The organism is Flavobacterium sp. CG_9.1, from assembly GCF_015751645.1.
Classification (GTDB): domain Bacteria; phylum Bacteroidota; class Bacteroidia; order Flavobacteriales; family Flavobacteriaceae; genus Flavobacterium; species Flavobacterium xanthum.
Window position 1 is genome coordinate 111,552 of sequence record NZ_JADOVC010000009.1, and the last position, 20,217, is coordinate 131,768.

Consider the following 20,217-nt stretch of genomic DNA (forward strand, 5'->3'; position numbering starts at 1 on the left):
ATACAAAATGAACCACATGCTAATGTGCTAATTAATTTTAAAAAATAAAATCGAGAATTGTACTATACTTCGTTGGGAGGAGGAATAAATATGGAAGAGGTAATTTTATCGTGTTTTGATAAATTCTCCGATAGGATAACGCCAGAAGATATCTTGGATGAAGCACTAATTTCAGCAGGGGTTTCTAAATAAAAAAAAGTCTTAATTTCTTTATGAACATGCTCTTCTTCAGAAACAGTATAAAAAATAGATATATCCCCACTTTTCTCAATCACGGTAATAACTGCAGGCGTGATTAAAAAAGCAATAAACAGAATTAAAAACATTTTAGATAGTATCTTCATTGGCGCAAAAATAGAATTAGTTTGGTAAAAATGATGCCAGTTATTCTATTTTTGCTATAAATTAACAAAAAAAAAGGCAAAATGAAAAATTTATAGTTCATTTTGCCTTTTTTAAATCAATATTTAACTTACAAGCTTTCTTCTAACCAAGCCTGCATCATCCATATTGTCTTCTCTTGCTCTGAGATAAAATCACTCATCATGGCATTTGTACCTTCATCATTAATTGCTGCAGATTTATTAAGAATCTCTCTTTCAATTTTTAGTAAATGAGATAACGAGGCGACAATCAAATGAACCGCTTTTTCATCATTAGAAATATTTTTACCAACAACCAACTGATTATTTTTAATATAATCTTCAAAAGTATGAAGTGGTGTACCTCCAACAGTTAAGACTCTCTCTGCTATTAGATCAATTTTCATTTGAGAATCTGTGTATAATTCTTCAAACTTCACATGCAAATCAAAAAAACGCTTCCCTCTTATATTCCAATGAATTCCTCTTAAATTTTGATAATACACCTGAAAATTAGATAACAAAATATTCAATTCATTAACTATCAATTCTGATTCTTTAACTGGTAATCCTAAAATGTTTGTTTTCATTTTCATAGTTTTTATATTAAATTCTTACAATTGTAAATTTAGCCTAAGATTAATGAAAAACACCATAATAAAAAGTTATAGTTTTACTAAATTTGCATCAGCAATTATTATAATTATGACAATTACTCAACTAAAATATGTTCTTGCCGTGGCTGAACATAAAAATTTTACATTGGCTGCAGAAAAGTGTTTTGTAACTCAACCTACATTGAGCATGCAAATTCAAAAAATAGAAGAAGAATTAAGCATTCAGATATTTGATCGAACAAAAAAACCTATTCAACTTACTGATATTGGTCAGAAAATTGTAAACCAAGCCAAAAATATAGTCAACGAAGCAGATCGCATACAAGATATTGTTGAGCAACAGAAAGGTTTTATTGGTGGAGAATTCAGGCTAGGAATAATTCCCACTATCATGCCCACGCTGCTACCTATGTTTTTGAATAATTTCATCAAAAAATATCCTAAGGTAAAACTCATCATCGAAGAGTTGAATACGGAAGAAATTATAACAAAACTAAATAATGGTCATCTTGACGCGGCTATTGCTGCAACGCCCTTGATGGAAGATAAAATTAAAGAAATTGTACTCTATTTCGAACCTTTTGTTGCTTACATTCCAGAAAGCCACCACCATTTTCAAAAAGAAGAAATAGAAGTTTCCGACTTAAACTTGGACGAAATTTTACTACTGCAAGATGGACATTGCTTTCGTGATGGAATTCTAAACTTATGCAAAAATAATCCTCGAAGTGAAACAGGTCATTTTCAAATAGAAAGTGGGAGTTTTGAAACCTTAATAAAACTAGCCGATGAAGGACTAGGAACTACATTACTTCCCTACCTGCATACATTAGACTTAAAAGATAGCGACAAACTTAAGTTGCGCCATTTTAAAGAACCTAAACCGGCACGAGAGGTCAGTTTAATTTTTCCTAAAAGTGAATTAAAAATTCAGATTATTGAAGCGCTTCGCAGCACAATTGCTGGCGTCATAAAAGGAGCAATCGTTTTCCAGAATGTACAAATCATCAGTTCCATTCATAAAAAATAAAAAAAGGAACCGTTAGTTAGCGGTTCCTTTTTTTTATGAATTTACTATTAATAAACATTGTTTTAATTCTGGTTTTCCAATCGTAAAATTTAATAACCATTCACGCAATTGTTCCATTTCATAGGGCAATAACATCTTGATGGCTTTTTCTAACTCTTTGCAAAAAAGCATTGGATCAAAACTTACTCTTTCTAAAACAGATTTTGTATAATCGTACATTATTTTCGACATAAGACAAGGATGAATTTGGTTAGATTAAGATTCTAATATTGACGTAAAATTACATTTTTTGATATTACATAATTATTATTTAACGTAGTTTTTGGTTTTTTATTTTACGCTATAAAACTAGACCAAACTATTAAAATAATCTAATTAAAACGTATCTTAGCCCTTGCGAGCACGGAACATTTCTCTTTTTCCAGGAGGTCCCGCCAGTTTTTCAACAGTAAATCCTACTTCGATCATGCTTCTTTTAACAACACCTCTTGCAGCATAAGTAACCAGTACTCCATTATTTTTAAGCGCTTTAAACATTTTTCTAAAAATTTCTGTACTCCACAATTCTGGTTGGACTCTATATCCAAAAGCATCAAAATAGATTAAATCGTACGTATTGTCATCATTAATTTCTTCAAAAAATTGCTTCCGTTTGGTTAGTGTAAAACCATCATGTAAAAGTACTTTTTCTCCCCAATTGCTTTCATGAATCGTATCGAAAAGCGTACTTTCCTGATCTGCATTCAACTCAGATACGTAATTCATCTTTAAGACTTCTTCTGCAGAAATTGGATAGGCTTCTACCCCTACGTAATCTATGGTCTGCTGCATTTTTTTGGCTTCTAAAAGCGTGATAAAAGCATTTAAACCAGTGCCAAATCCTATTTCGAGTATAGCAACTTTTTGATTTTGAAATAGGGAAAGGCCATTTTTAATAAAAACATGTTGCGCTTCTTGAATTGCGCCATGCTTTGAATGATAACATTCGTCCCATTCGGTTAAATGGATCGTTGTAGAGCCGTCAAGGGTCTGAATTATTTCTCTTTTCAAAATTATATGCTAGGTTATACTGCTTTATATAATATAAAACCGCTCAAATTTAATCAAAACTATTGCCTTTACCACTTAAAAACGGCAATTTTTTATATAATCACTGGAATTAAGCTTGTTTTTTTTTGATTTTCAAAAACGTAAACAAATGTTAGTTAAACGCTATAATTAATGTAGTTTTGATAAGTAATTTGCTGATTTTTATTTAATTTTGCAAATATTAAAGTCTAAGAGATGGAAACTCTATCTTTTTAAGCTTTGTCTTATAACTTTATAAAAAAACAAAAAACAATACAATACTATGAGTACAACTCAAACTAACAAAATTGAAATTTTAAAATCTCTTACTTCAAAAATAAAGGAAGTAAATTTTGAAAACTTAAGCTTTGGTTCCGTTTTTACGGATCATTTATTTGAATGTGATTTTACAAATGGGGAATGGCAAAAACCAGTCATTAAGCCCTACGCTCCTTTTTTGTTAGACCCATCAACCAGAGTATTTCATTATGGACAAGCGATTTTTGAAGGAATGAAAGCTTATAAGGATACTGATGATGCTGTTTGGCTTTTTAGACCTGATGAAAACTACAATCGTTTCAATAAATCAGCGGTTAGAATGGCTATGCCAGAGGTTCCTGAAGAAATATTCATGAATGGGCTACATCAATTACTACAGTTGGATGAGGCTTGGATAAAAAAAGGAAAAGGAAATGCGATGTACATCAGACCTTTTATGATTGCAACTGGAACGGGCGTAATTGCTAACCCATCTAATGATTATAAATTTATGATCATTTTATCTCCAGTGACATCGTATTATTCTGGTGATGTAAAAGTACTTATTGCAGAACATTTCAGTAGAGCTGCAAATGGAGGAATTGGGGCGGCAAAAGCAGCGGGGAACTATGGGGCTCAGTTCTACCCTACTGTATTAGCTAATGCAGCCGGTTTTCAGCAGGTTATTTGGACGGATGACGCCACGCATACCAAACTTGAAGAAGCTGGAACAATGAATGTTTTCTTTAGAATAAACGATACCTTACTTACTGCTCCAGTAAGTGAACGAATTTTGGATGGGGTAACCAGAAAAACACTGGTCGACCTGGCTAAAAGTGAAGGAATAGAGGTGGAGATTCGTCCAGTTTTAGTTTCTGAACTAGTTGAAGCAGCTAAAAATGGAACTTTAAAAGAAATTTTTGGAGCTGGAACAGCTGCCGTAGTTAGTCCAATCTCGGGATTCTCATATCAAGATGTCTATTTTGAATTGCCAAAAATTGAAAAATCAGTAGCAATACAACTCAAAGACAAATTGACCAATATTCAAAATAAGTTAGAAAAAGACACTTTTGGATGGACCGTTAAAATATAATTTTTAGATTTTATCTTTACATAAAGGCGATTTTAATTTGTAAAATCGCCTTTATTGTTTTCTACAGGACTACCTATCGTCTAGAGGGCTTAGTAAATCCTATTTAAGAATAATTGAAAAATCCGGTTTAAAGTAATTTGGCCCTTTTAATACTTTTCCATCTTCCCGATAAATAGGGTTTCCATTTTCGTCTAATTTACTCATGTTACTGCGCTGAATTTCATCAAATACCGCCTCTATTTTATCCTGTAAGCCATGCTCTATAATTGTTCCGCAGAGAATATACATCATATCTCCTAAAGCATCTGCTATTTCTGTTAAATCATTATTTTGAACCGCTTCTAGATACTCCTCATTTTCTTCCTTCATTAAATTATAACGAAGTTCATGCTTACGCTCTCCTAAATTGGCTGTAGGACTTTCATTAAAATCAATTTTGAACGTAGAATGAAATTCTTTTACGGCATTAATTTGTTTTTGCATCTTTAGTATTTTTATCAAATGAAAATACAAATTAGCAAACTATTATTAAACAAATAACTAAATTTGTCAAAAAAATATTTTAATTATGTTTAGTCAGGGACAATTAGTATTTGCAGGACTTTTTTTTATTGCGTTTGTCATTGCGATGGTATACGCCTACCGAAAAGATTTAGCGTTGCACAGAATATTTTATAAAGGCAATTATAAAATATTAATAGGATTTGGAGTTTTTATTGGGATATTGTTCTTGATAAAGATATTCTTTAAACGGTAGTTTGCAATAAATAAATAATAATGTCCACTTTATCGTGGACTTTTTTATTTCAGGACCTTTTGTAAATTCAAATCTAATCCTCACTCCTATTTATATCCTAAATTATTGAATATCATTTACTTAAAAATAACGGAATAAAATTCTAAACATTATGCCCTTAAAAAAACCCTTATAATTAAAATAGATTATAACTTGCCATTCAAATCTAGTTGAACAAAAAACAATTGAATTATATTGTCCCTTTTTCACAAAAAAAGATATATATATTTATTTAACACTTTCAGTGACTTATAAATTAAATTTTTAACTTTACAGAAATTAATAAACCCGTGTATTATGAGGATTTTAAAATATTTATTTCTTTTACTACTGCTTAGTTTTGTAGCCCTATCCATTTTTGTAGCTACTCAAAAAGGAGATTTTACCGTAGAAAGAAGTCAAATCATAAATTCTCCAAAATCGAACGTTTATAATTTTGTAAATGATTTCAAAAACTGGGAAGATTTTGGTTCATGGATTACTGAAGATCCTGAAATAAAAATTACTTATCCACAAAAAACAATTGGAGTAGGTGCCTATTATTCTTGGGAAGGAAAAGACGGCTCTGGAAATATGAAAACTATTTTTGTAAAGGAAAACGACAGTATTTCACAAAAAATGGACTACAATGGAAGTTCATCAGCGGTGTTTTGGACTTTCAAGGATACGGTAGGCGGCACAAAAGTAACATGGAAGACTATTGGGAAAATGAGTTTTTCTATGAAAGTGTATACTGCCTTTAACGGTGGTATGGATAAAATCATTGGGGTCATGTATGAAAAAAGTTTGTCCAAGCTAGACAAAACTCTTGATTTTGAAATAAACACGTACAAAGTAAAAGTAGATGGCTTAACAAAAATTGCACCTACTTATTACTTAAAACAAACCTTTACAAGCAAACTTTCTAAAGTTACCAAAAATTCAAGGATCGTATTTTTCAAGATAATTGATTTCTGTAATAAAAACGATATCGAGCGCAACGGGAAACCATTTTTACTTTATCATACTTATGACTTAGCCAATGGACTGGCTAGAATCTCTTTTTGTGTACCTATAAAAAGTCAAATTTTGACAAGTTCAGGCAGTGACATCTTAACTGGAAAACTGGAGGGCTTTGAGGCTGTAAAAACAACGTTAACTGGTGATTATTCCCACACGAAAAAAGCGATGGATAAAGCAATGGGATTCATTAATTCTAATAAAATAATAGTCGATCCTACATTTTCACATTTGGAAATCTTCAAAATCAGCAGATCCGAAATTAAGAATCCATCGAGATGGGTCACTGAAATTTATTACCCGATAAAACCAAAAGTGATTCCTGTCAGCACTTATATTCCTGCTCCAATTAAAAAAGTAGAAGCTGTAAAAGTTCCTGCACCTGTTATCAACAAAGAGGAAGAGCAATCTGAATTTTAAAACTAATAGGAAACGATTAAACCTTTTTAATAAATTCTATTCTCATCTATAAAAAACAATTTTGCAAGAAGAACAGGAATTTATAAATCAGTTATTAAACTCTAAAACGCAAAACCAAGCGTTTCAGAAGTTGATATTGGATTATCAAAGACCCCTTTACAATCACATTAGAAATATCGTTTTGAATCACGACGATACAGATGATGTGTTGCAAAATACTTTTATTAAAATATTTCAAAATTTAAAAAATTTCAAAGGAGACAGTAAACTCTTTTCGTGGATGTATCGCATTGCTACCAATGAGGCCTTGACATTTTTAAAACAAAAATCAAAAAGAAGTGGAGTTTCATCAGAAACAATACAAAATAAAGCAATCGATAATCTAGAAGCCGATGTTTTTTTTGATGGAAATGAAATTCAAATAAAATTACAAAAAGCGATTGCTTTACTCCCTGAAAAACAGCAGCTAATTTTTAAAATGAAATATTTTGAAGAACTCAAGTATGAAGCTATTTCTGAAATACTAGGAACCTCAGTGGGTGGATTAAAAGCATCCTATCACATTGCAGTAAAAAAAATAGAAGCATTTGTAACCACTAATTAAACCTTTTTGTAATAACACTGTCTAAAAGAATATGAAAACATTTAAATTAGAAAACGATCCTAAAATTGAACCCGGATTTAAGATACCCGATCACTATTTTGAAAATTTTTCGATCAAAATGATGGAGCAATTGCCAGTAAGCGAGCCAAAAGTAATTTCTATTTTTCAAAAAAGAAAATTGTTAATTATGTTAAGTACTGCTGCCGTTTTAATTTTTGCCTTATTGATTCCAATTCTAAGCCCCACTGAGTCAAATACAAAAGAATTAGATACCGTTGCCATAGAAAATTACATTACTTATCAGTCTAATGTAAACCAATATGACCTAATAAATGGACTAGAGACGGAAGATATTGAAAAAATCAATAGTAGCATCGTTCTAGAAGACGAAACCATTGAAGATCATTTATCAACAAACTCAAATTTAGAAAATCTCATTTTAGATTAAATGAGTTTTTAAAGTTTTCACTAAAAGATAAAATTTAAAAAAATAAAAATGACATTAAAAAAATTATTACCAATACTAGTATTCTTCGTTTCCTTTAACTTTTTTGCTCAAGGCGAAAGTATGAAAGATAAAAAAGAACAGATTAAAGCGTTAAAAGCCGCTTTTTTCACAACGGAATTAGACTTCACCACAAATGAAGCAGAGAGATTCTGGCCAATCTATAACACCTTTGATGACAAACAATTTGAATTGAGACATCAAAAAATGAAAACCTACATGAGAAGAATGAATGATGGCTCCTTAGACCAAATAACGGAAAAAGAAGCTAATACTTTCTTAGCACAAATAGAAGATACGGAGGAAGTACTCTTTTTATTAAGAAAGAAATTCATGCAGAATGTGAAGAAAATTTTACCTGCAGTAAAAATAGTTAAACTTAAAAAAGCAGAGGAAGATTTTAATAGAAAATTACTGCAACAATATAGAAATAAAGGCTCCAGAAAATAAAATTTCACTTATTATTAGTTCAATAAAAACACCTTAAACTTCCGGCTAATTTGCTACAGTTTAAGGTGTTTTTTTTATTTAAAACGGATGCGAATCATTTTATTCTGTCCCGCTGCAATCGCAGTTTTGTCATCAAGGAAACGTATTGTATTTAGGCTGGAATCCGTAGACAATAGCTTCCATATAGTATCGCTGTCTGAGGAATAATATATTCCAGAAGTTCCCACAGTAACAAGTGATTTTCCGCTGCTTTTGGGCACATACTGCACACAAGACGCATAGCCAAAACCTTGATTTTCCGAGACAAGCTCCCATGTTTTTCCTCCATTTGTTGTCCTTGCTTTATTAGAAAAATTTTGGTTCCTAACCTCATAATCACCTCCAGCAACCATCCCTATATTTGAGTCGTAAAAATCAGCTGTAAAAATTCCTGTCATAGTTTTGCCTTGTACAATTGGAGTTTCATAAACAGACCAACTTTCACCTCTATCAGGAGAATAAAAAACTCGCGTTTTTTTACCACCTGAAACAAGCCAAGTGTTATTATCTTTTATAACAATATTAGTGTTGCTTGCAGCAAAAGCTGCTTCCCCATCTGACACTTTTGGTAGTTTTTCGCATGATATTTTATTCCATGAATTGCCACCATCCCTTGTTACAATAATATTGAGACAGTTCTCAATTGGATCACCCATTGCAATTCCTTCATGGTTATCCCAAAATTGCATGCTATCATAAAACACTTTTTGGTGGCTTTCTTGGTAAACTAACTGCGTGCTCAAACCCGCTTTGGAAACCCGATAAAGAAGTGCAGGGTTGGCTACATTTAAAATAAAAACATGTTCTATTGTTTGAGCAATACTTCTAAATTCAAGATTTAGTGAATCCTTGCTGATTCTATTTTCAATCTTTTGATTAGAATCCAAATTATAAAAACCATATCTTCCTTTATCTGCAGCGTACCAAATTTTATTTTTATCAATTTGAATCGCTCTAATACTTATTTTATCCTGAAATAAAGTGTCTATTACAGCAGACTGAAAATTAGTTTCTTCTATTCTTTCAGACTTATAAATACTTGTTTTACAAGACACAGCAACTACTAAAACCAACAAAGACAGTAAAATATTTTTCATTTTTAGTACATTTTACTGCTAATTTACAACTATTAATAGAAATGCAATAAAGTACCCAAATTAATTGGCACAGTAATTGGATATTGAAAAAAAAGGGAAATTTAATCCAATTAATTATGAAAACGAAACTACTATTATTGAGTCTATTGACTGCTGTTTTCGCAACGCAGATACAAGCGCAAAATAGAACATCAGTAAATGCTATGAATGCCGAAATCAGTGACAATCTTGACTTGAGAGCTGTTGCTTCTATTTTTGGCGATTCTAGAGACCTACAGGATTTTGAAAGAAGACTGAATGATCCTGATTTGCAAATATCTAATTTGGATTTAAACAACGACAACCAAGTTGATTACTTACGGGTGATTGAAACAGTAGAAAACAGAACACATTTAATCATCGTTCAATCCGTTCTTGATGATGATGTTTATCAAGATGTTGCTACAATTGATGTAGAAAAAGACCGAAACAACAAAATTCATGTACAAGTAGTTGGTGACGTTTTTATGTATGGAGAAAACTATATTTATGAGCCAGTATATTACAGTACTCCTGTAATTTACGCTTCTTTTTGGTCCACTAATTACCGTCCTTACTATTCCTCTTGGAATTGGAATTATTATCCCTCTTATTATTATGCATGGAATCCCTTTCCAGTATTCCGATACAGAAACAATATCAATATTAATCTAAATATTAATAATTACTACAATTATGTTAATAATAGAAGAAATGATCGCACTGTAGTTTATTACAATTCAAGACGCTCGAATGGCTATGAAAGACAAAACCCAAATTATTCTTTTTCAAGAAGAAATGCAAATGTGGTAAACCGTTACGAATTAGACCAAAGAAGAGGTTCTAGAAACGAAGTTGGCTATGCTAACAGAAGAGGCGGTTCTTCAAGAGATTATTCTCAAAACAGAACTAATTCCTCCAGAGAATCTGCTACACAAAGAGGCGGTTCTTCGCGAGATTATTCACAAAATAGAACTAATTCTTCCAGAGAAGTTGCGCCACAACGAAGCGGCTCTACAAGAGATAATTCTCAAAATAGAACTAATTCTTCCAGAGAAGTTGCGCCACAACGAAGCGGCTCTACAAGAGATTATTCTCAAAATAGAACTAATTCTTCCAGAGAAGTTGCGCCACAACGAAGCGGTTCTACAAGAGATTATTCCCAAAATAGAACGAGTCAGTCGAGACAAACTGCGCCACAAAGAGCAGAGTCACCAAGAGATAATTCTCAAAACAGAACAAACCAGGCCAGACAAGCTGCGCCACAAAGAGCAGAGTCACCAAGAGATTATTCTCAAAACAGAACGAGTCAGGCCAGACAAGCTACACCACAAAGAGCAGAGTCTCCAAGGGATTATTCTCAAAACAGAATGAGTCAGCCAAGACAAGCTGCGCCACAAAGAGCAGAGTCACCAAGAGATTATTCTCAAAACAGAATGAATCAGGCCAGACAAGCTGCGCCACAAAGAGCAGAGTCGCAAAATAGAGGAAACTCGTCAAGAGAGTCAGCACCGCAAAAAAGTGACGCTCAACGTGGGAATTCCTCTTCAAGAAATGATAATAGAAGATCCTAATAAAATAGATTAGAAAAGATAAGACACGGCTTTAAAGCCGTGTTTTTTTATTGGATAAAAAGCTCTAATTTATTTTAAAAGTGTATTTTTGACAAGTTTTTTAAAAATAGTACATGAGCGCATCGCACAAAGACCTGCATAGTAAATTAACATTAGGTGGTTTATTAATTTCATTAGGAATAATTTACGGTGATATAGGAACTTCTCCGTTATATGTAATGAAAGCTATATTAGGCGATCATATTATTAACGCTGACGTTGTTTTGGGTGGCGTATCTGCCGTTTTTTGGACCCTTACTTTACAAACTACCATAAAATATGTCCTAATCACATTAAGTGCTGACAACCATGGTGAAGGTGGGATTTTTGCTTTGTATGCTTTAGTCAAAAAAACTAAAATAAAGTGGTTGATTGTTCCTGCCATCATTGGGGGAAGTGCACTGTTAGCCGATGGAATTATTACACCTCCTATCTCCGTTTCTTCTGCTGTAGAAGGAATTAGAACTTATTATCCCGAAATAAATACCATTCCAATAGTGATTAGTATTTTATTTATTCTATTTGCTATCCAGCAATTTGGGACCAAATTAGTTGGGAAGTTTTTTGCTCCAATAATGCTAATTTGGTTTGGAATGCTCGCCATACTAGGATTATCACAAATTGGACAAAATATTGAGGTTTTAAAAGCCGTTAATCCTTATTATGCGTATCATTTACTGACCATTCATCCCGAAGGATTTTTTGTTTTAGGATTTGTATTCCTTTGTACAACAGGTGCTGAAGCATTATATTCCGACATGGGTCATTGCGGACGTAAAAATATTAGAATTAGCTGGATCTTTGTAAAAACTGCCCTAGTGCTTAATTATTTTGGACAGGCTGCTTATTTAATTCATCACGAAGGAGAAACACTTCAAACTTTGGGTGGAAAAAATGGAAATCCATTTTATCTTATCATGCCGGATTGGTTCCAACCTATAGGAATCATTATAGCAACTCTTGCTGCTGTAATAGCATCACAAGCCTTGATTAGTGGCTCATTTACTTTGATAAATGAAGCTATGAGACTGAATTTTTGGCCTAAAGTAAAAATCAAATATCCAACGGAATTAAAAGGTCAATTGTACATTCCTTCGATAAACTGGTTATTGTTTATTGGTTGTGTTGGAATTGTACTGCACTTTGAAGAATCCAGTAATATGGAACATGCTTATGGTCTGGCTATTATCTTATGTATGATAATGACCACTATTCTGCTTAACTTTTATTTGATAATGAAAAGGGTGAAACTTTACTTTATTATACCTTTAATTGCGATTTATTTAATAATTGAATTTAGTTTTCTAGCTGCCAATATTACAAAATTTGCTGAAGGTGGTTACGTAACTCTTTTTATAGCTATCACTTTAATCAGCATCATGACTACATGGTACTTAGCCAAACAAATCAACAAAAGTTATACTAAAATTGTTAAAATTGAAGATTATAAAAAAGTACTTGTTGAATTAAGTGCTGATTTAAGTATACCAAAGTACGCAACACACTTAGTATACATGACAAATGCTGGTAGAGCAGACGAAATAGAGGAAAAAGTAATGTATTCTATTTTGCAAAAAAGACCAAAAAGAGCGGATATATACTGGTTTGTTCACGTAAATATATTGACAGAACCTTACAAAGCAGAATATAAAGTTACCGAAATTGTAAAAGATGACTTGTACCGTGTAGACTTTAATCTTGGTTTTAGAGAGCCCACTAAAATTAACTTGATGTTTAGAGAAGTTATTAAAGATATGGTTAAAAAAGGAGAGGTTGATATAACAAGTCGATACGAATCGCTAAATAAAAACAATATCATTGGCGATTTTAAATTTGTTTTATCCGAAAAATTTCTATCTAACGATAGCGACTTAAGATGGCATGAGAAAATCATCATGAACTCCTACTTCTTAATTAAAAAATTAAGCTTATCCGAAGAAAGAGCTTTTGGTTTAGACAGCAGCTCTGTTAAAATTGAAAAATTCCCACTTGTGCTTCATGCACCAGAGAAGATGGACTTGACAAGAATAAAATAATCATTCTGTTTAAAATCACTTAAAAACATTGTATTCACACGATGTTTTTTTTTGGTCATAAAATTTAAAAATAACATTCATTATTTAAAATATAACATTCAATCAATAAATAGTACCTTTGCACCTCAATTATTTAAAATGAGATTACACAGAAATTTAGTTTACACAACAATAGATGCATTAAATGCCATTTTTAACGAAGGTGAATATGCTGACAAAGTAGTAGCAAGATCCTTAAAAAAAGACAAACGTTGGGGAAGTTCGGACAGAAAGTTTGTTGCTGAAACCATCTACGAAATTGTACGTTGGAAAAGATTATACGCAGAAATAGCCGAAGTAAAAGAACCATTTGACCGAGATAATCTTTGGAGAATGTTTTCTGTTTGGGCAGTTTTAAGAGGCTATCCTATTCCGGATTGGCGTCAGTTAGAAGGAACTCCAGAACGAAAAATTAAAGGCCGTTTTGATGAGCTTTCTAAAGTGCGAGCCTTAAAAGAATCTATTCCAGACTGGATGGATGAATTAGGCGTTAAAGAATTAGGAGAAAAAGTGTGGGCGACTGAAATTACAGCCCAAAATCAACCTGCTAAAGTAATTCTGAGAGTAAATACACTTAAAACTACCAGAGAAGCGCTACGTGCTATTTTGATGGATTTAAACATTGAGACAGAGACTTTAAAAAATCAACCTGATGCTTTAGTACTTAAAGAAAGAGCTAATGTGTTTTTAACTGATGCTTTTAAACAAGGTTTCTTTGAAGTACAGGATGCCAACTCTCAATTAGTAGCTGCTTTCCTTGATGTAAAACCAGGAATGCGCGTTGTAGATACTTGTGCAGGTGCGGGTGGAAAAACACTCCATATTGCTGCTTTAATGGAAAACAAAGGACAGCTAATTGCTATGGATTTGTATGAAAGCAAATTGAAGCAACTAAAAATTAGAGCCAAAAGAGACGGCGCTTTCAATATAGAATACCGCATCATTGATTCGACAAAAATCATTAAAAAACTACATGAAAAAGCAGACCGTGTATTAATCGATGCCCCCTGCAGTGGTTTAGGAGTTTTGAAAAGAAATCCAGATGCTAAATGGAAATTAAAACCAGAATTCATTGATAATATCCGTAAAGTACAATCGGAAGTTTTAGAAAATTATTCTAAAATTGTAAAACCGGGTGGAAAATTAGTTTATGCCACTTGCTCGATATTACCATCCGAAAATCAAGAACAGGTTGCCCACTTCTTGACCACAGCTATTGGTAAGGAATTTAACTTTGTAAAAGATCAAAAAATCCTAGCCTCAGAGTCCGGTTTTGATGGATTTTATATGGCTTTATTAGAACGAAAAGAAAGCTCAGAACAAAAAGAAAAAAGAGTACAAAAAGAAATCGAATAATGTTTTGATTTAGACTCTAGAATACAAAAAAAGTCTTCGAAATTCGAGGACTTTTTTTGTATTCTTATTTTTTTAGCTTACCTTCTTTCCAACTTTAAGCCTTAAGCTAAAAAACTTAAATTTTTGTATTAATCATTCATTGAGATTAAAAACTCTTCATTGTTCTTCGTTTTCTTAAAACGATCATTAATGAAATCCATCGCTTCAATTGGATTCATATCCGAAAGGTATTTTCGCATAATCCACATGCGTTGCAATGTTTTTGGATCCAATAGCATATCATCGCGTCTAGTGCTTGACGATGTTAAATCGACAGCTGGAAAAATACGTTTGTTAGCAATCTTTCTATCCAATTGCAATTCCATATTACCAGTACCTTTGAATTCTTCAAAGATAACTTCATCCATTTTTGAACCAGTTTCTGTTAATGCAGTGGCAATTATACTTAAAGACCCCCCATTTTCTACATTTCGGGCAGCACCAAAGAAACGTTTTGGCTTTTGCAATGCATTTGCATCCACACCACCACTCAACACTTTTCCCGAAGCAGGTTGCACTGTATTATAAGCTCTAGCCAAACGTGTAATAGAATCTAATAGAATCACTACATCATGACCGCATTCTACTAATCGTTTTGCTTTTTCAAGAACGATATTAGCAATTTTAACATGCTCTTGCGGTTCTCTATCAAAGGTAGAAGCAATTACTTCACCACGCACACTGCGTTGCATGTCAGTAACCTCCTCTGGCCGTTCATCAATTAATAGAACAATTAAATATACTTCAGGATGATTTGCCGCAATTGCGTTTGCAATTTCCTTAAGCAACATCGTTTTACCTGTTTTAGGCTGAGCCACAATCATTCCACGTTGTCCTTTTCCTATTGGTGAAAACAAATCGATAATTCTTGTTGAAATAGTGCTTTGTTTTTCAGCTAATTTGAATTTTTCTGATGGAAATACTGGTGTTAAATGTTCGAATGAAACTCTGTCACGAACCACTTGAGGATCGTGTCCATTTATTTTCAAAACGCGAACTAAGGGGAAAAATTTCTCTCCTTCTTTTGGCGGACGAACCACACCTTTTACGGTATCGCCGGTTTTAAGACCGAACAATCTAATTTGAGAAGTTGACAAATAAATATCATCTGGCGAAGCCAAATAGTTATAATCTGAAGAACGCAAGAAACCGTAACCGTCAGGCATCATTTCTAGAACTCCTTCACTTTCTATAATTCCATCAAATTCAAAATCAGAAGCGGCAAAATTGCTTTTCTTGTTTTTAAAATTGGGGTTTTGATTTCCATTTCCATTTGGATTCTGCTTGTGCAGCTGGTTTGGATTTATTTTTTTTGTAGGAACTACAGCTTCGGCTTTTTCTTCAGTAGTTATTTCTACAGCAGCATCGTCTTCTTTTGTCGTTTCCTTTACTTCTTCTTTATCCTTTTTTAAGGCGATTTTCTTTTCGTAAGCTGATTTATTAAACTTAATCACCTTTCCTACTTTTTTCTCTTCAGTGCCAGGCTCCACTATTACAAGTGGTTCTTCTTGAACGGTAAGCGCTTCAGCAGGAGCATTATTTTCTACTGCAACTGCATCTCCTATAACAATTTCTTCAGTTTCAAATAGAGGACTTACCTGCGCTTTCTGTATTGCTGCTTTTTTAACAGGAACAATGCGAACTCTTTTAGGTTTATCATCTTCCAGATCACTTTCTGCTTTTGTATTTACTTTAGTATCAACATTAGCCATTTGATGCTCAACTATCTGACCAATCAAAGTCTCTTTTTTTACACCGTTAAATTTTATGGTTTTAGCTGCTTTAGCTATTTCTTGAAGCTCAGAAAGCTTCATTTCTTTTAATGCAGAAATATCAAACATGAATGTTCTATGAGTTTAATTAATTTTTGGATAATGTAAAAGATAGGTAGTAAACTTTAAATTGAATCAACCGCAGTATGAAGTGCTTACGGAATTATGGTGCAATAATACGAATAAAATTCAATCAGACAATAGTATTTTTAAAAAAGAAAATATATTTTTGTAAAACATATTTAACAAATGATACAAAGAATTCAAACCATTTATTTACTTCTTGCTTTCGTAGTTACTGGCATTTTGCTATTTTTTATTCCATTGTGGACAATGGGCGAAGGTCAAGAATACTATTTCATGCAAAGCCAAGTCTATACTATATTATTAGGTTTGAGTACCACGCTAACGGTATTAAGTATTGTTTCCTATAAAAAAAGACAAAATCAATTTGTTATTGGCAGATTGAATATCATATTAAATTTGATTTTATTAGGATTGTTTGTATATCGTTCACTAAACGTATCTGGAGAAACACCTGCTGTTTCGGAGAAAGGTATTGGGATGTTTCTACCTGCAGTTGTTGTCGTGTTATTAGTTTTAGCTAATAAGGCCATCAAAAAGGATGAAGATCTTGTAAAATCTGTGGATCGATTAAGGTAAACCTATAAACTTTAGTTTATTAGTGCGAAGGAAACCCGAATGTAACAATTCGGGTTTTTTTGTGTCCTACTAGTTAAACTTTATCAATAAAGACAATAAAAACCTTATGAAAAAACCAAAATGCTATTTATTTTCTATAAATTTGGCAGTAAGAATCCTAATATGTTAAATAAAATAAGAATTCATCTTGCTGATGACCATCAAATCCTTATTGATGGAATTAGAACTTTGCTTCATACCAATCCTACATTTCAGGTCGTAGGGTTTTCTATTAATGGCACTAATTTGTACGATGAAGTGCTACGCAACAAATCAGACATTCTAATTCTGGATATAAACATGCCAGAAAAAGACGGAATTGAGGTTATCAAAGAGTTTGCTCAAAAAGGATTCCCTTGTAAAATTATTATTTTATCCAGTCACGATGATTTGAGAATAATAAAAGAAGTCATGAAATTAGGCAGTAGCGGTTATTTGACAAAAAAATGTGCTGGTGAAAATATTATCGAAGCAATTTTGGCGGTTACTAACGGTGAGGAATATTTTTGCAAGGCAGTACGAGAGAAAATATTTAGTACGGTTACGAAGGACAATCCAAAATTAATCAAACCCGAACTGAAAGGAAACTTACTTTTAACCGAAAGAGAATTAGAAATTATCATTTTAATTTCACTTGAATTGAGTGGCAAAGAAATTAGCGATCAATTATTCATTAGTGTCAACACCGTAGAAACACATCGAAAAAACATTATGAAAAAACTAGATGCCAAAAACTCGATAAGCCTTGTAAAATATGCCATAAAACATAAATTAATCAAATCCTGATTTGGTATAATCCGTATAATTATTTACTTTGTAAAAATTGAATTTACCGTATCTCTAACATAGAAATTTTTGAAGTACAGTTTTCTCAAATTATAAAAGATCAAAAAAATATTTTTAAATGAAGGAACTAGCCACAATCAAAACCAATTGAAACCAAAAGGTTAAAATATAGAACTTTATGCTGCTGAAACACATTCTTATTTTATTGCTTTTCGTATCGAATAGTTCTTCTTTTAGTATTTTAGCAAAGACAAAACTCCCTTCAAAAAACGATGCGATCTCCATCGCTAAAGAAGCCAATGAACTATTAAAAAAGGGCAACTATGAGAAATCATTGATAAAATCAAGAGTCGCTTTAAATATGGCTATCCGTTTGAAAGACAACAACCTTATTGCCGGTTCGTACAATACCATTGCAGCAAATTTTGATCAGTTATCAGAAACAGACAAAGCTTTTTACTATTACAACAAAGGCTTAATTTATGCTAACAAAACCAATAATGACGTTCTAAAAAACTGGTTGAACAACAATTTAGGTAATATTTATTGTTTTGATAAAAAGCAGTACGAAAAAGGAATATTTTACTATAAAAAATCGTTACAGTACAGCACTAAAATTAAGGATTCTGCCCAAATAGTTTTCACAAAACTTAATTTGACTTGGGCTTATTTTGACATTAATCGCTATGAGGAAGGTCTTCCATATTTAAAATACATTAACAAACACCACAAGCGTTACGGTGACATTTCCACTATTGTCGCACTAAACATGCTGAATGGAATGTATTACAATTACAAAAATGATGTGAAAGCAGCCGATTTTTATTTTAAAACTGCAATCAAACTAGGAAATGCAGGCAACGAAAAATCGGACTTATCTTATTCCCATTATGAATTTTCTAAGTTTTTATTAAAAAACGGTGATTATGAGAACGCTTATAAAAACCTGGCCCTTTTCAATAAAATTACAGATGAATTAAAAAACGAAGAAAAAATCAACAAAGCTAATGTCGCTGGTATTAATCTCCAAATTGATGAATACAAACGAGAAATTGATAAAATAGAAAACGAGTTTAAAACAAAAGAATCTGCGTTGTTACAAGAACAATCCAAAAACAAAAAGATTGTTATTGTATTAATCGCTATTCTGCTGTTGCTCTTCTTTCTTTTCTATTTCTATTCTCAAAATGCACAATTAAGACATAAAAACAAACTAAAAGACTTAAGAAGCAAAGTTCAAGAGAACTTAATCAATGCCTCCATCAACGGCCAAGAATTAGAACGAAAAAAAATCGCTTCATTTTTACACGATAATATTAGTGCTCTACTTTCATCAGCAGGAATGCATCTTCATGCTTGCATCTCTCAAAATCAGTCTACCTCGAAAGAAATCATTAAAACGAAAGCCATTTTAGAAGAAGCCCATGACCAAGTTCGAGATTTATCTCATGAATTAATGCCTTCGCTTTTAGCCCGATTTGGCTTATTTGACGCCTTAGATGACTTATGCGAAAAAAATTCAAGTTCTATTCTTCACTTTGAATATTCCAGTTCCTTAAATAGAAAAACGCGTTACGATGAAGATTTTGAAATAAAAATTTATTTCATCATTATGGAATTACTTAACAATACTATAAAACACAGTGAAGCAGGACAAGCTAAATTAAGCATACAGGAAAATAATGAATCGCTTCAGATTGCTATTATAGACAACGGAAAAGGATTTGATTCTACCAAATTCCATATTTTGGAAGGTTTTGGAATCAATCAAATTAAAGCGCGACTTAATTATCTTAGAGGAACGGTGGAAATAAATTCAAAGCCTAATTTAGGCACATCTATTACTATAAATGTTCCTATAACTTATCAGAAAAAAATAATCAAACCCGTTTTTCTATCTCAATAATTTCCAAATCTTTGATTTTGTCGCCCTCAATCACAAAGCGCAGCATAGTTCGTACTTGGTGAAAACCACTTTTTCCCGCTGCACCCGGATTCATGTGCAAAAGATTGAATTTTTTATCGAACATCACTTTGAGGATGTGGGAATGCCCACAAATAAATAATTTTGGCGGATTCAATTCCATTTCTGATTTGATATTCGGATTATATTTCCCAGGATACCCACCAATGTGCGTAATCCAAACCTCTACCCCTTCACACTTAAAGCGATTGTGCAGAGGAAACTCCATTCGAGCTGTTGCATCGTCTATATTCCCATAGACACAGCGCAACGGTTTTAGCTTTTTGATGCTATCCGTTACGGCTAAATCGCCTATATCACCCACATGCCAAACTTCATCAGCCTGTGCAACGTATTTTAAAATGGTATCGTCAATATGACTGTGGGTATCGGAAAGTAGAAGTATTTTTTTCAAAATTGTTTTTTTAAGGGATATTTGTATCGCCAGTTCGCTTTGCTCGTGTTTTGACCCCTATAAAACAAGAGTATTATTCTAAATTTCGATTTTTAATTACGCTGTTAATTTTTTCATCATTATTAAGTGTTTATCAGAGT

At 32.6% G+C, this 20,217-nt stretch carries 20 protein-coding genes; 12 read left to right on the forward strand and 8 right to left on the reverse strand.

The window, feature by feature from the left end; all coding sequences use genetic code 11:
• Positions 1–62: 62 nt before the first annotated feature.
• Together IWX83_RS06960 and IWX83_RS06965 are read right to left on the reverse strand one after the other, a co-directional pair.
• On the reverse strand, positions 63–344 hold the full coding sequence (locus IWX83_RS06960; RefSeq protein ID WP_196828607.1) for a hypothetical protein: 282 nt from the start codon (positions 342–344) through the stop codon (positions 63–65).
• 128 nt (positions 345–472) lie between these two features.
• Positions 473–952, reverse strand: a complete 480-nt coding sequence (locus tag IWX83_RS06965; protein ID WP_073355016.1) for a Dps family protein — start codon at positions 950–952, stop codon at positions 473–475.
• A 115-nt stretch (positions 953–1,067) separates the two neighbouring features.
• Here IWX83_RS06965 and IWX83_RS06970 point away from each other — a divergent pair, with 115 nt between their 5' ends.
• A complete protein-coding gene (locus IWX83_RS06970; RefSeq protein ID WP_073354999.1) occupies positions 1,068–2,009 on the forward strand; it encodes a hydrogen peroxide-inducible genes activator in 942 nt (313 codons plus the stop codon).
• A gap of 33 nt (positions 2,010–2,042) precedes the next feature.
• Here IWX83_RS06970 and IWX83_RS06975 read toward each other — a convergent pair whose 3' ends face one another.
• Both IWX83_RS06975 and mnmD read right to left on the reverse strand, forming a co-directional pair.
• A complete protein-coding gene (locus IWX83_RS06975; RefSeq protein ID WP_066078440.1) occupies positions 2,043–2,240 on the reverse strand; it encodes a hypothetical protein in 198 nt (65 codons plus the stop codon).
• Between the two features lie 156 nt (positions 2,241–2,396).
• Positions 2,397–3,059 (reverse strand): tRNA (5-methylaminomethyl-2-thiouridine)(34)-methyltransferase MnmD, encoded by a 663-nt coding sequence (gene mnmD / locus IWX83_RS06980; protein WP_196828609.1) that lies wholly within the window; start codon positions 3,057–3,059, stop codon positions 2,397–2,399.
• A 301-nt stretch (positions 3,060–3,360) separates the two neighbouring features.
• Here mnmD and IWX83_RS06985 point away from each other — a divergent pair, with 301 nt between their 5' ends.
• Complete coding sequence (locus tag IWX83_RS06985; protein ID WP_196828611.1) at positions 3,361–4,428, forward strand: branched-chain amino acid aminotransferase; 1,068 nt, start codon at positions 3,361–3,363, stop codon at positions 4,426–4,428.
• Positions 4,429–4,527: 99 nt separating this feature from the next.
• Here IWX83_RS06985 and IWX83_RS06990 read toward each other — a convergent pair whose 3' ends face one another.
• Positions 4,528–4,911: a nucleoside triphosphate pyrophosphohydrolase family protein gene (locus tag IWX83_RS06990; RefSeq protein WP_196828613.1), complete on the reverse strand. Its 384-nt coding sequence runs from the start codon at positions 4,909–4,911 to the stop codon at positions 4,528–4,530.
• Between the two features lie 610 nt (positions 4,912–5,521).
• On the opposite strand from IWX83_RS06990, the gene IWX83_RS06995 reads away from it, so the two are divergent.
• The 4 genes from IWX83_RS06995 (at position 5,522) to IWX83_RS07010 (ending at position 8,202) form a co-directional block, all read left to right on the forward strand.
• A complete protein-coding gene (locus tag IWX83_RS06995) occupies positions 5,522–6,643 on the forward strand; it encodes an SRPBCC family protein (RefSeq protein ID WP_196828615.1) in 1,122 nt (373 codons plus the stop codon).
• A gap of 61 nt (positions 6,644–6,704) precedes the next feature.
• Complete coding sequence (locus IWX83_RS07000; protein WP_196828617.1) at positions 6,705–7,247, forward strand: RNA polymerase sigma factor; 543 nt, start codon at positions 6,705–6,707, stop codon at positions 7,245–7,247.
• A gap of 31 nt (positions 7,248–7,278) precedes the next feature.
• Positions 7,279–7,695, forward strand: a complete 417-nt coding sequence (locus tag IWX83_RS07005) for a hypothetical protein (RefSeq protein ID WP_073354989.1) — start codon at positions 7,279–7,281, stop codon at positions 7,693–7,695.
• A gap of 48 nt (positions 7,696–7,743) precedes the next feature.
• Positions 7,744–8,202 (forward strand): sensor of ECF-type sigma factor, encoded by a 459-nt coding sequence (locus IWX83_RS07010; protein WP_196828619.1) that lies wholly within the window; start codon positions 7,744–7,746, stop codon positions 8,200–8,202.
• Positions 8,203–8,276: 74 nt separating this feature from the next.
• Here IWX83_RS07010 and IWX83_RS07015 read toward each other — a convergent pair whose 3' ends face one another.
• The gene (locus IWX83_RS07015; RefSeq protein WP_196828621.1) at positions 8,277–9,338 is read right to left on the reverse strand and encodes an oxidoreductase; all 1,062 of its coding nucleotides are present in this window, start codon (positions 9,336–9,338) and stop codon (positions 8,277–8,279) included.
• A gap of 116 nt (positions 9,339–9,454) precedes the next feature.
• On the opposite strand from IWX83_RS07015, the gene IWX83_RS07020 reads away from it, so the two are divergent.
• The 3 genes from IWX83_RS07020 to IWX83_RS07030 all read left to right on the forward strand — a co-directional run bounded on the left by IWX83_RS07020 (position 9,455) and on the right by IWX83_RS07030 (position 14,400).
• Positions 9,455–10,930, forward strand: a complete 1,476-nt coding sequence (locus tag IWX83_RS07020) for a hypothetical protein (RefSeq protein ID WP_196828623.1) — start codon at positions 9,455–9,457, stop codon at positions 10,928–10,930.
• Between the two features lie 113 nt (positions 10,931–11,043).
• A complete protein-coding gene (locus tag IWX83_RS07025; RefSeq protein WP_073354982.1) occupies positions 11,044–13,005 on the forward strand; it encodes a KUP/HAK/KT family potassium transporter in 1,962 nt (653 codons plus the stop codon).
• Positions 13,006–13,143: 138 nt separating this feature from the next.
• A complete protein-coding gene (locus IWX83_RS07030) occupies positions 13,144–14,400 on the forward strand; it encodes an RsmB/NOP family class I SAM-dependent RNA methyltransferase (protein ID WP_066078406.1) in 1,257 nt (418 codons plus the stop codon).
• Between the two features lie 128 nt (positions 14,401–14,528).
• Here the strand turns inward: IWX83_RS07030 and rho are convergent, their stop codons facing one another.
• Positions 14,529–16,280, reverse strand: coding sequence for a transcription termination factor Rho (gene rho / locus IWX83_RS07035; protein ID WP_196828625.1), 1,752 nt, complete (start codon positions 16,278–16,280; stop codon positions 14,529–14,531).
• 180 nt (positions 16,281–16,460) lie between these two features.
• Between rho and IWX83_RS07040 the strand changes: the two genes are divergently transcribed.
• From IWX83_RS07040 to IWX83_RS07050, 3 genes are all read left to right on the forward strand, one after another.
• Positions 16,461–16,874, forward strand: a complete 414-nt coding sequence (locus tag IWX83_RS07040; protein ID WP_073354977.1) for a DUF4293 domain-containing protein — start codon at positions 16,461–16,463, stop codon at positions 16,872–16,874.
• 162 nt (positions 16,875–17,036) lie between these two features.
• On the forward strand, positions 17,037–17,699 hold the full coding sequence (locus IWX83_RS07045; RefSeq protein ID WP_196828627.1) for a response regulator transcription factor: 663 nt from the start codon (positions 17,037–17,039) through the stop codon (positions 17,697–17,699).
• A 178-nt stretch (positions 17,700–17,877) separates the two neighbouring features.
• A complete protein-coding gene (locus tag IWX83_RS07050; protein WP_196828629.1) occupies positions 17,878–19,605 on the forward strand; it encodes an ATP-binding protein in 1,728 nt (575 codons plus the stop codon).
• On the opposite strand, the gene IWX83_RS07055 is transcribed toward IWX83_RS07050, so the two are convergent.
• A complete protein-coding gene (locus IWX83_RS07055; protein WP_196828631.1) occupies positions 19,580–20,077 on the reverse strand; it encodes a metallophosphoesterase in 498 nt (165 codons plus the stop codon). The two genes, IWX83_RS07050 and IWX83_RS07055, sit on opposite strands and share 26 nt — an antisense overlap.
• Positions 20,078–20,217: the final 140 nt, after the last annotated feature.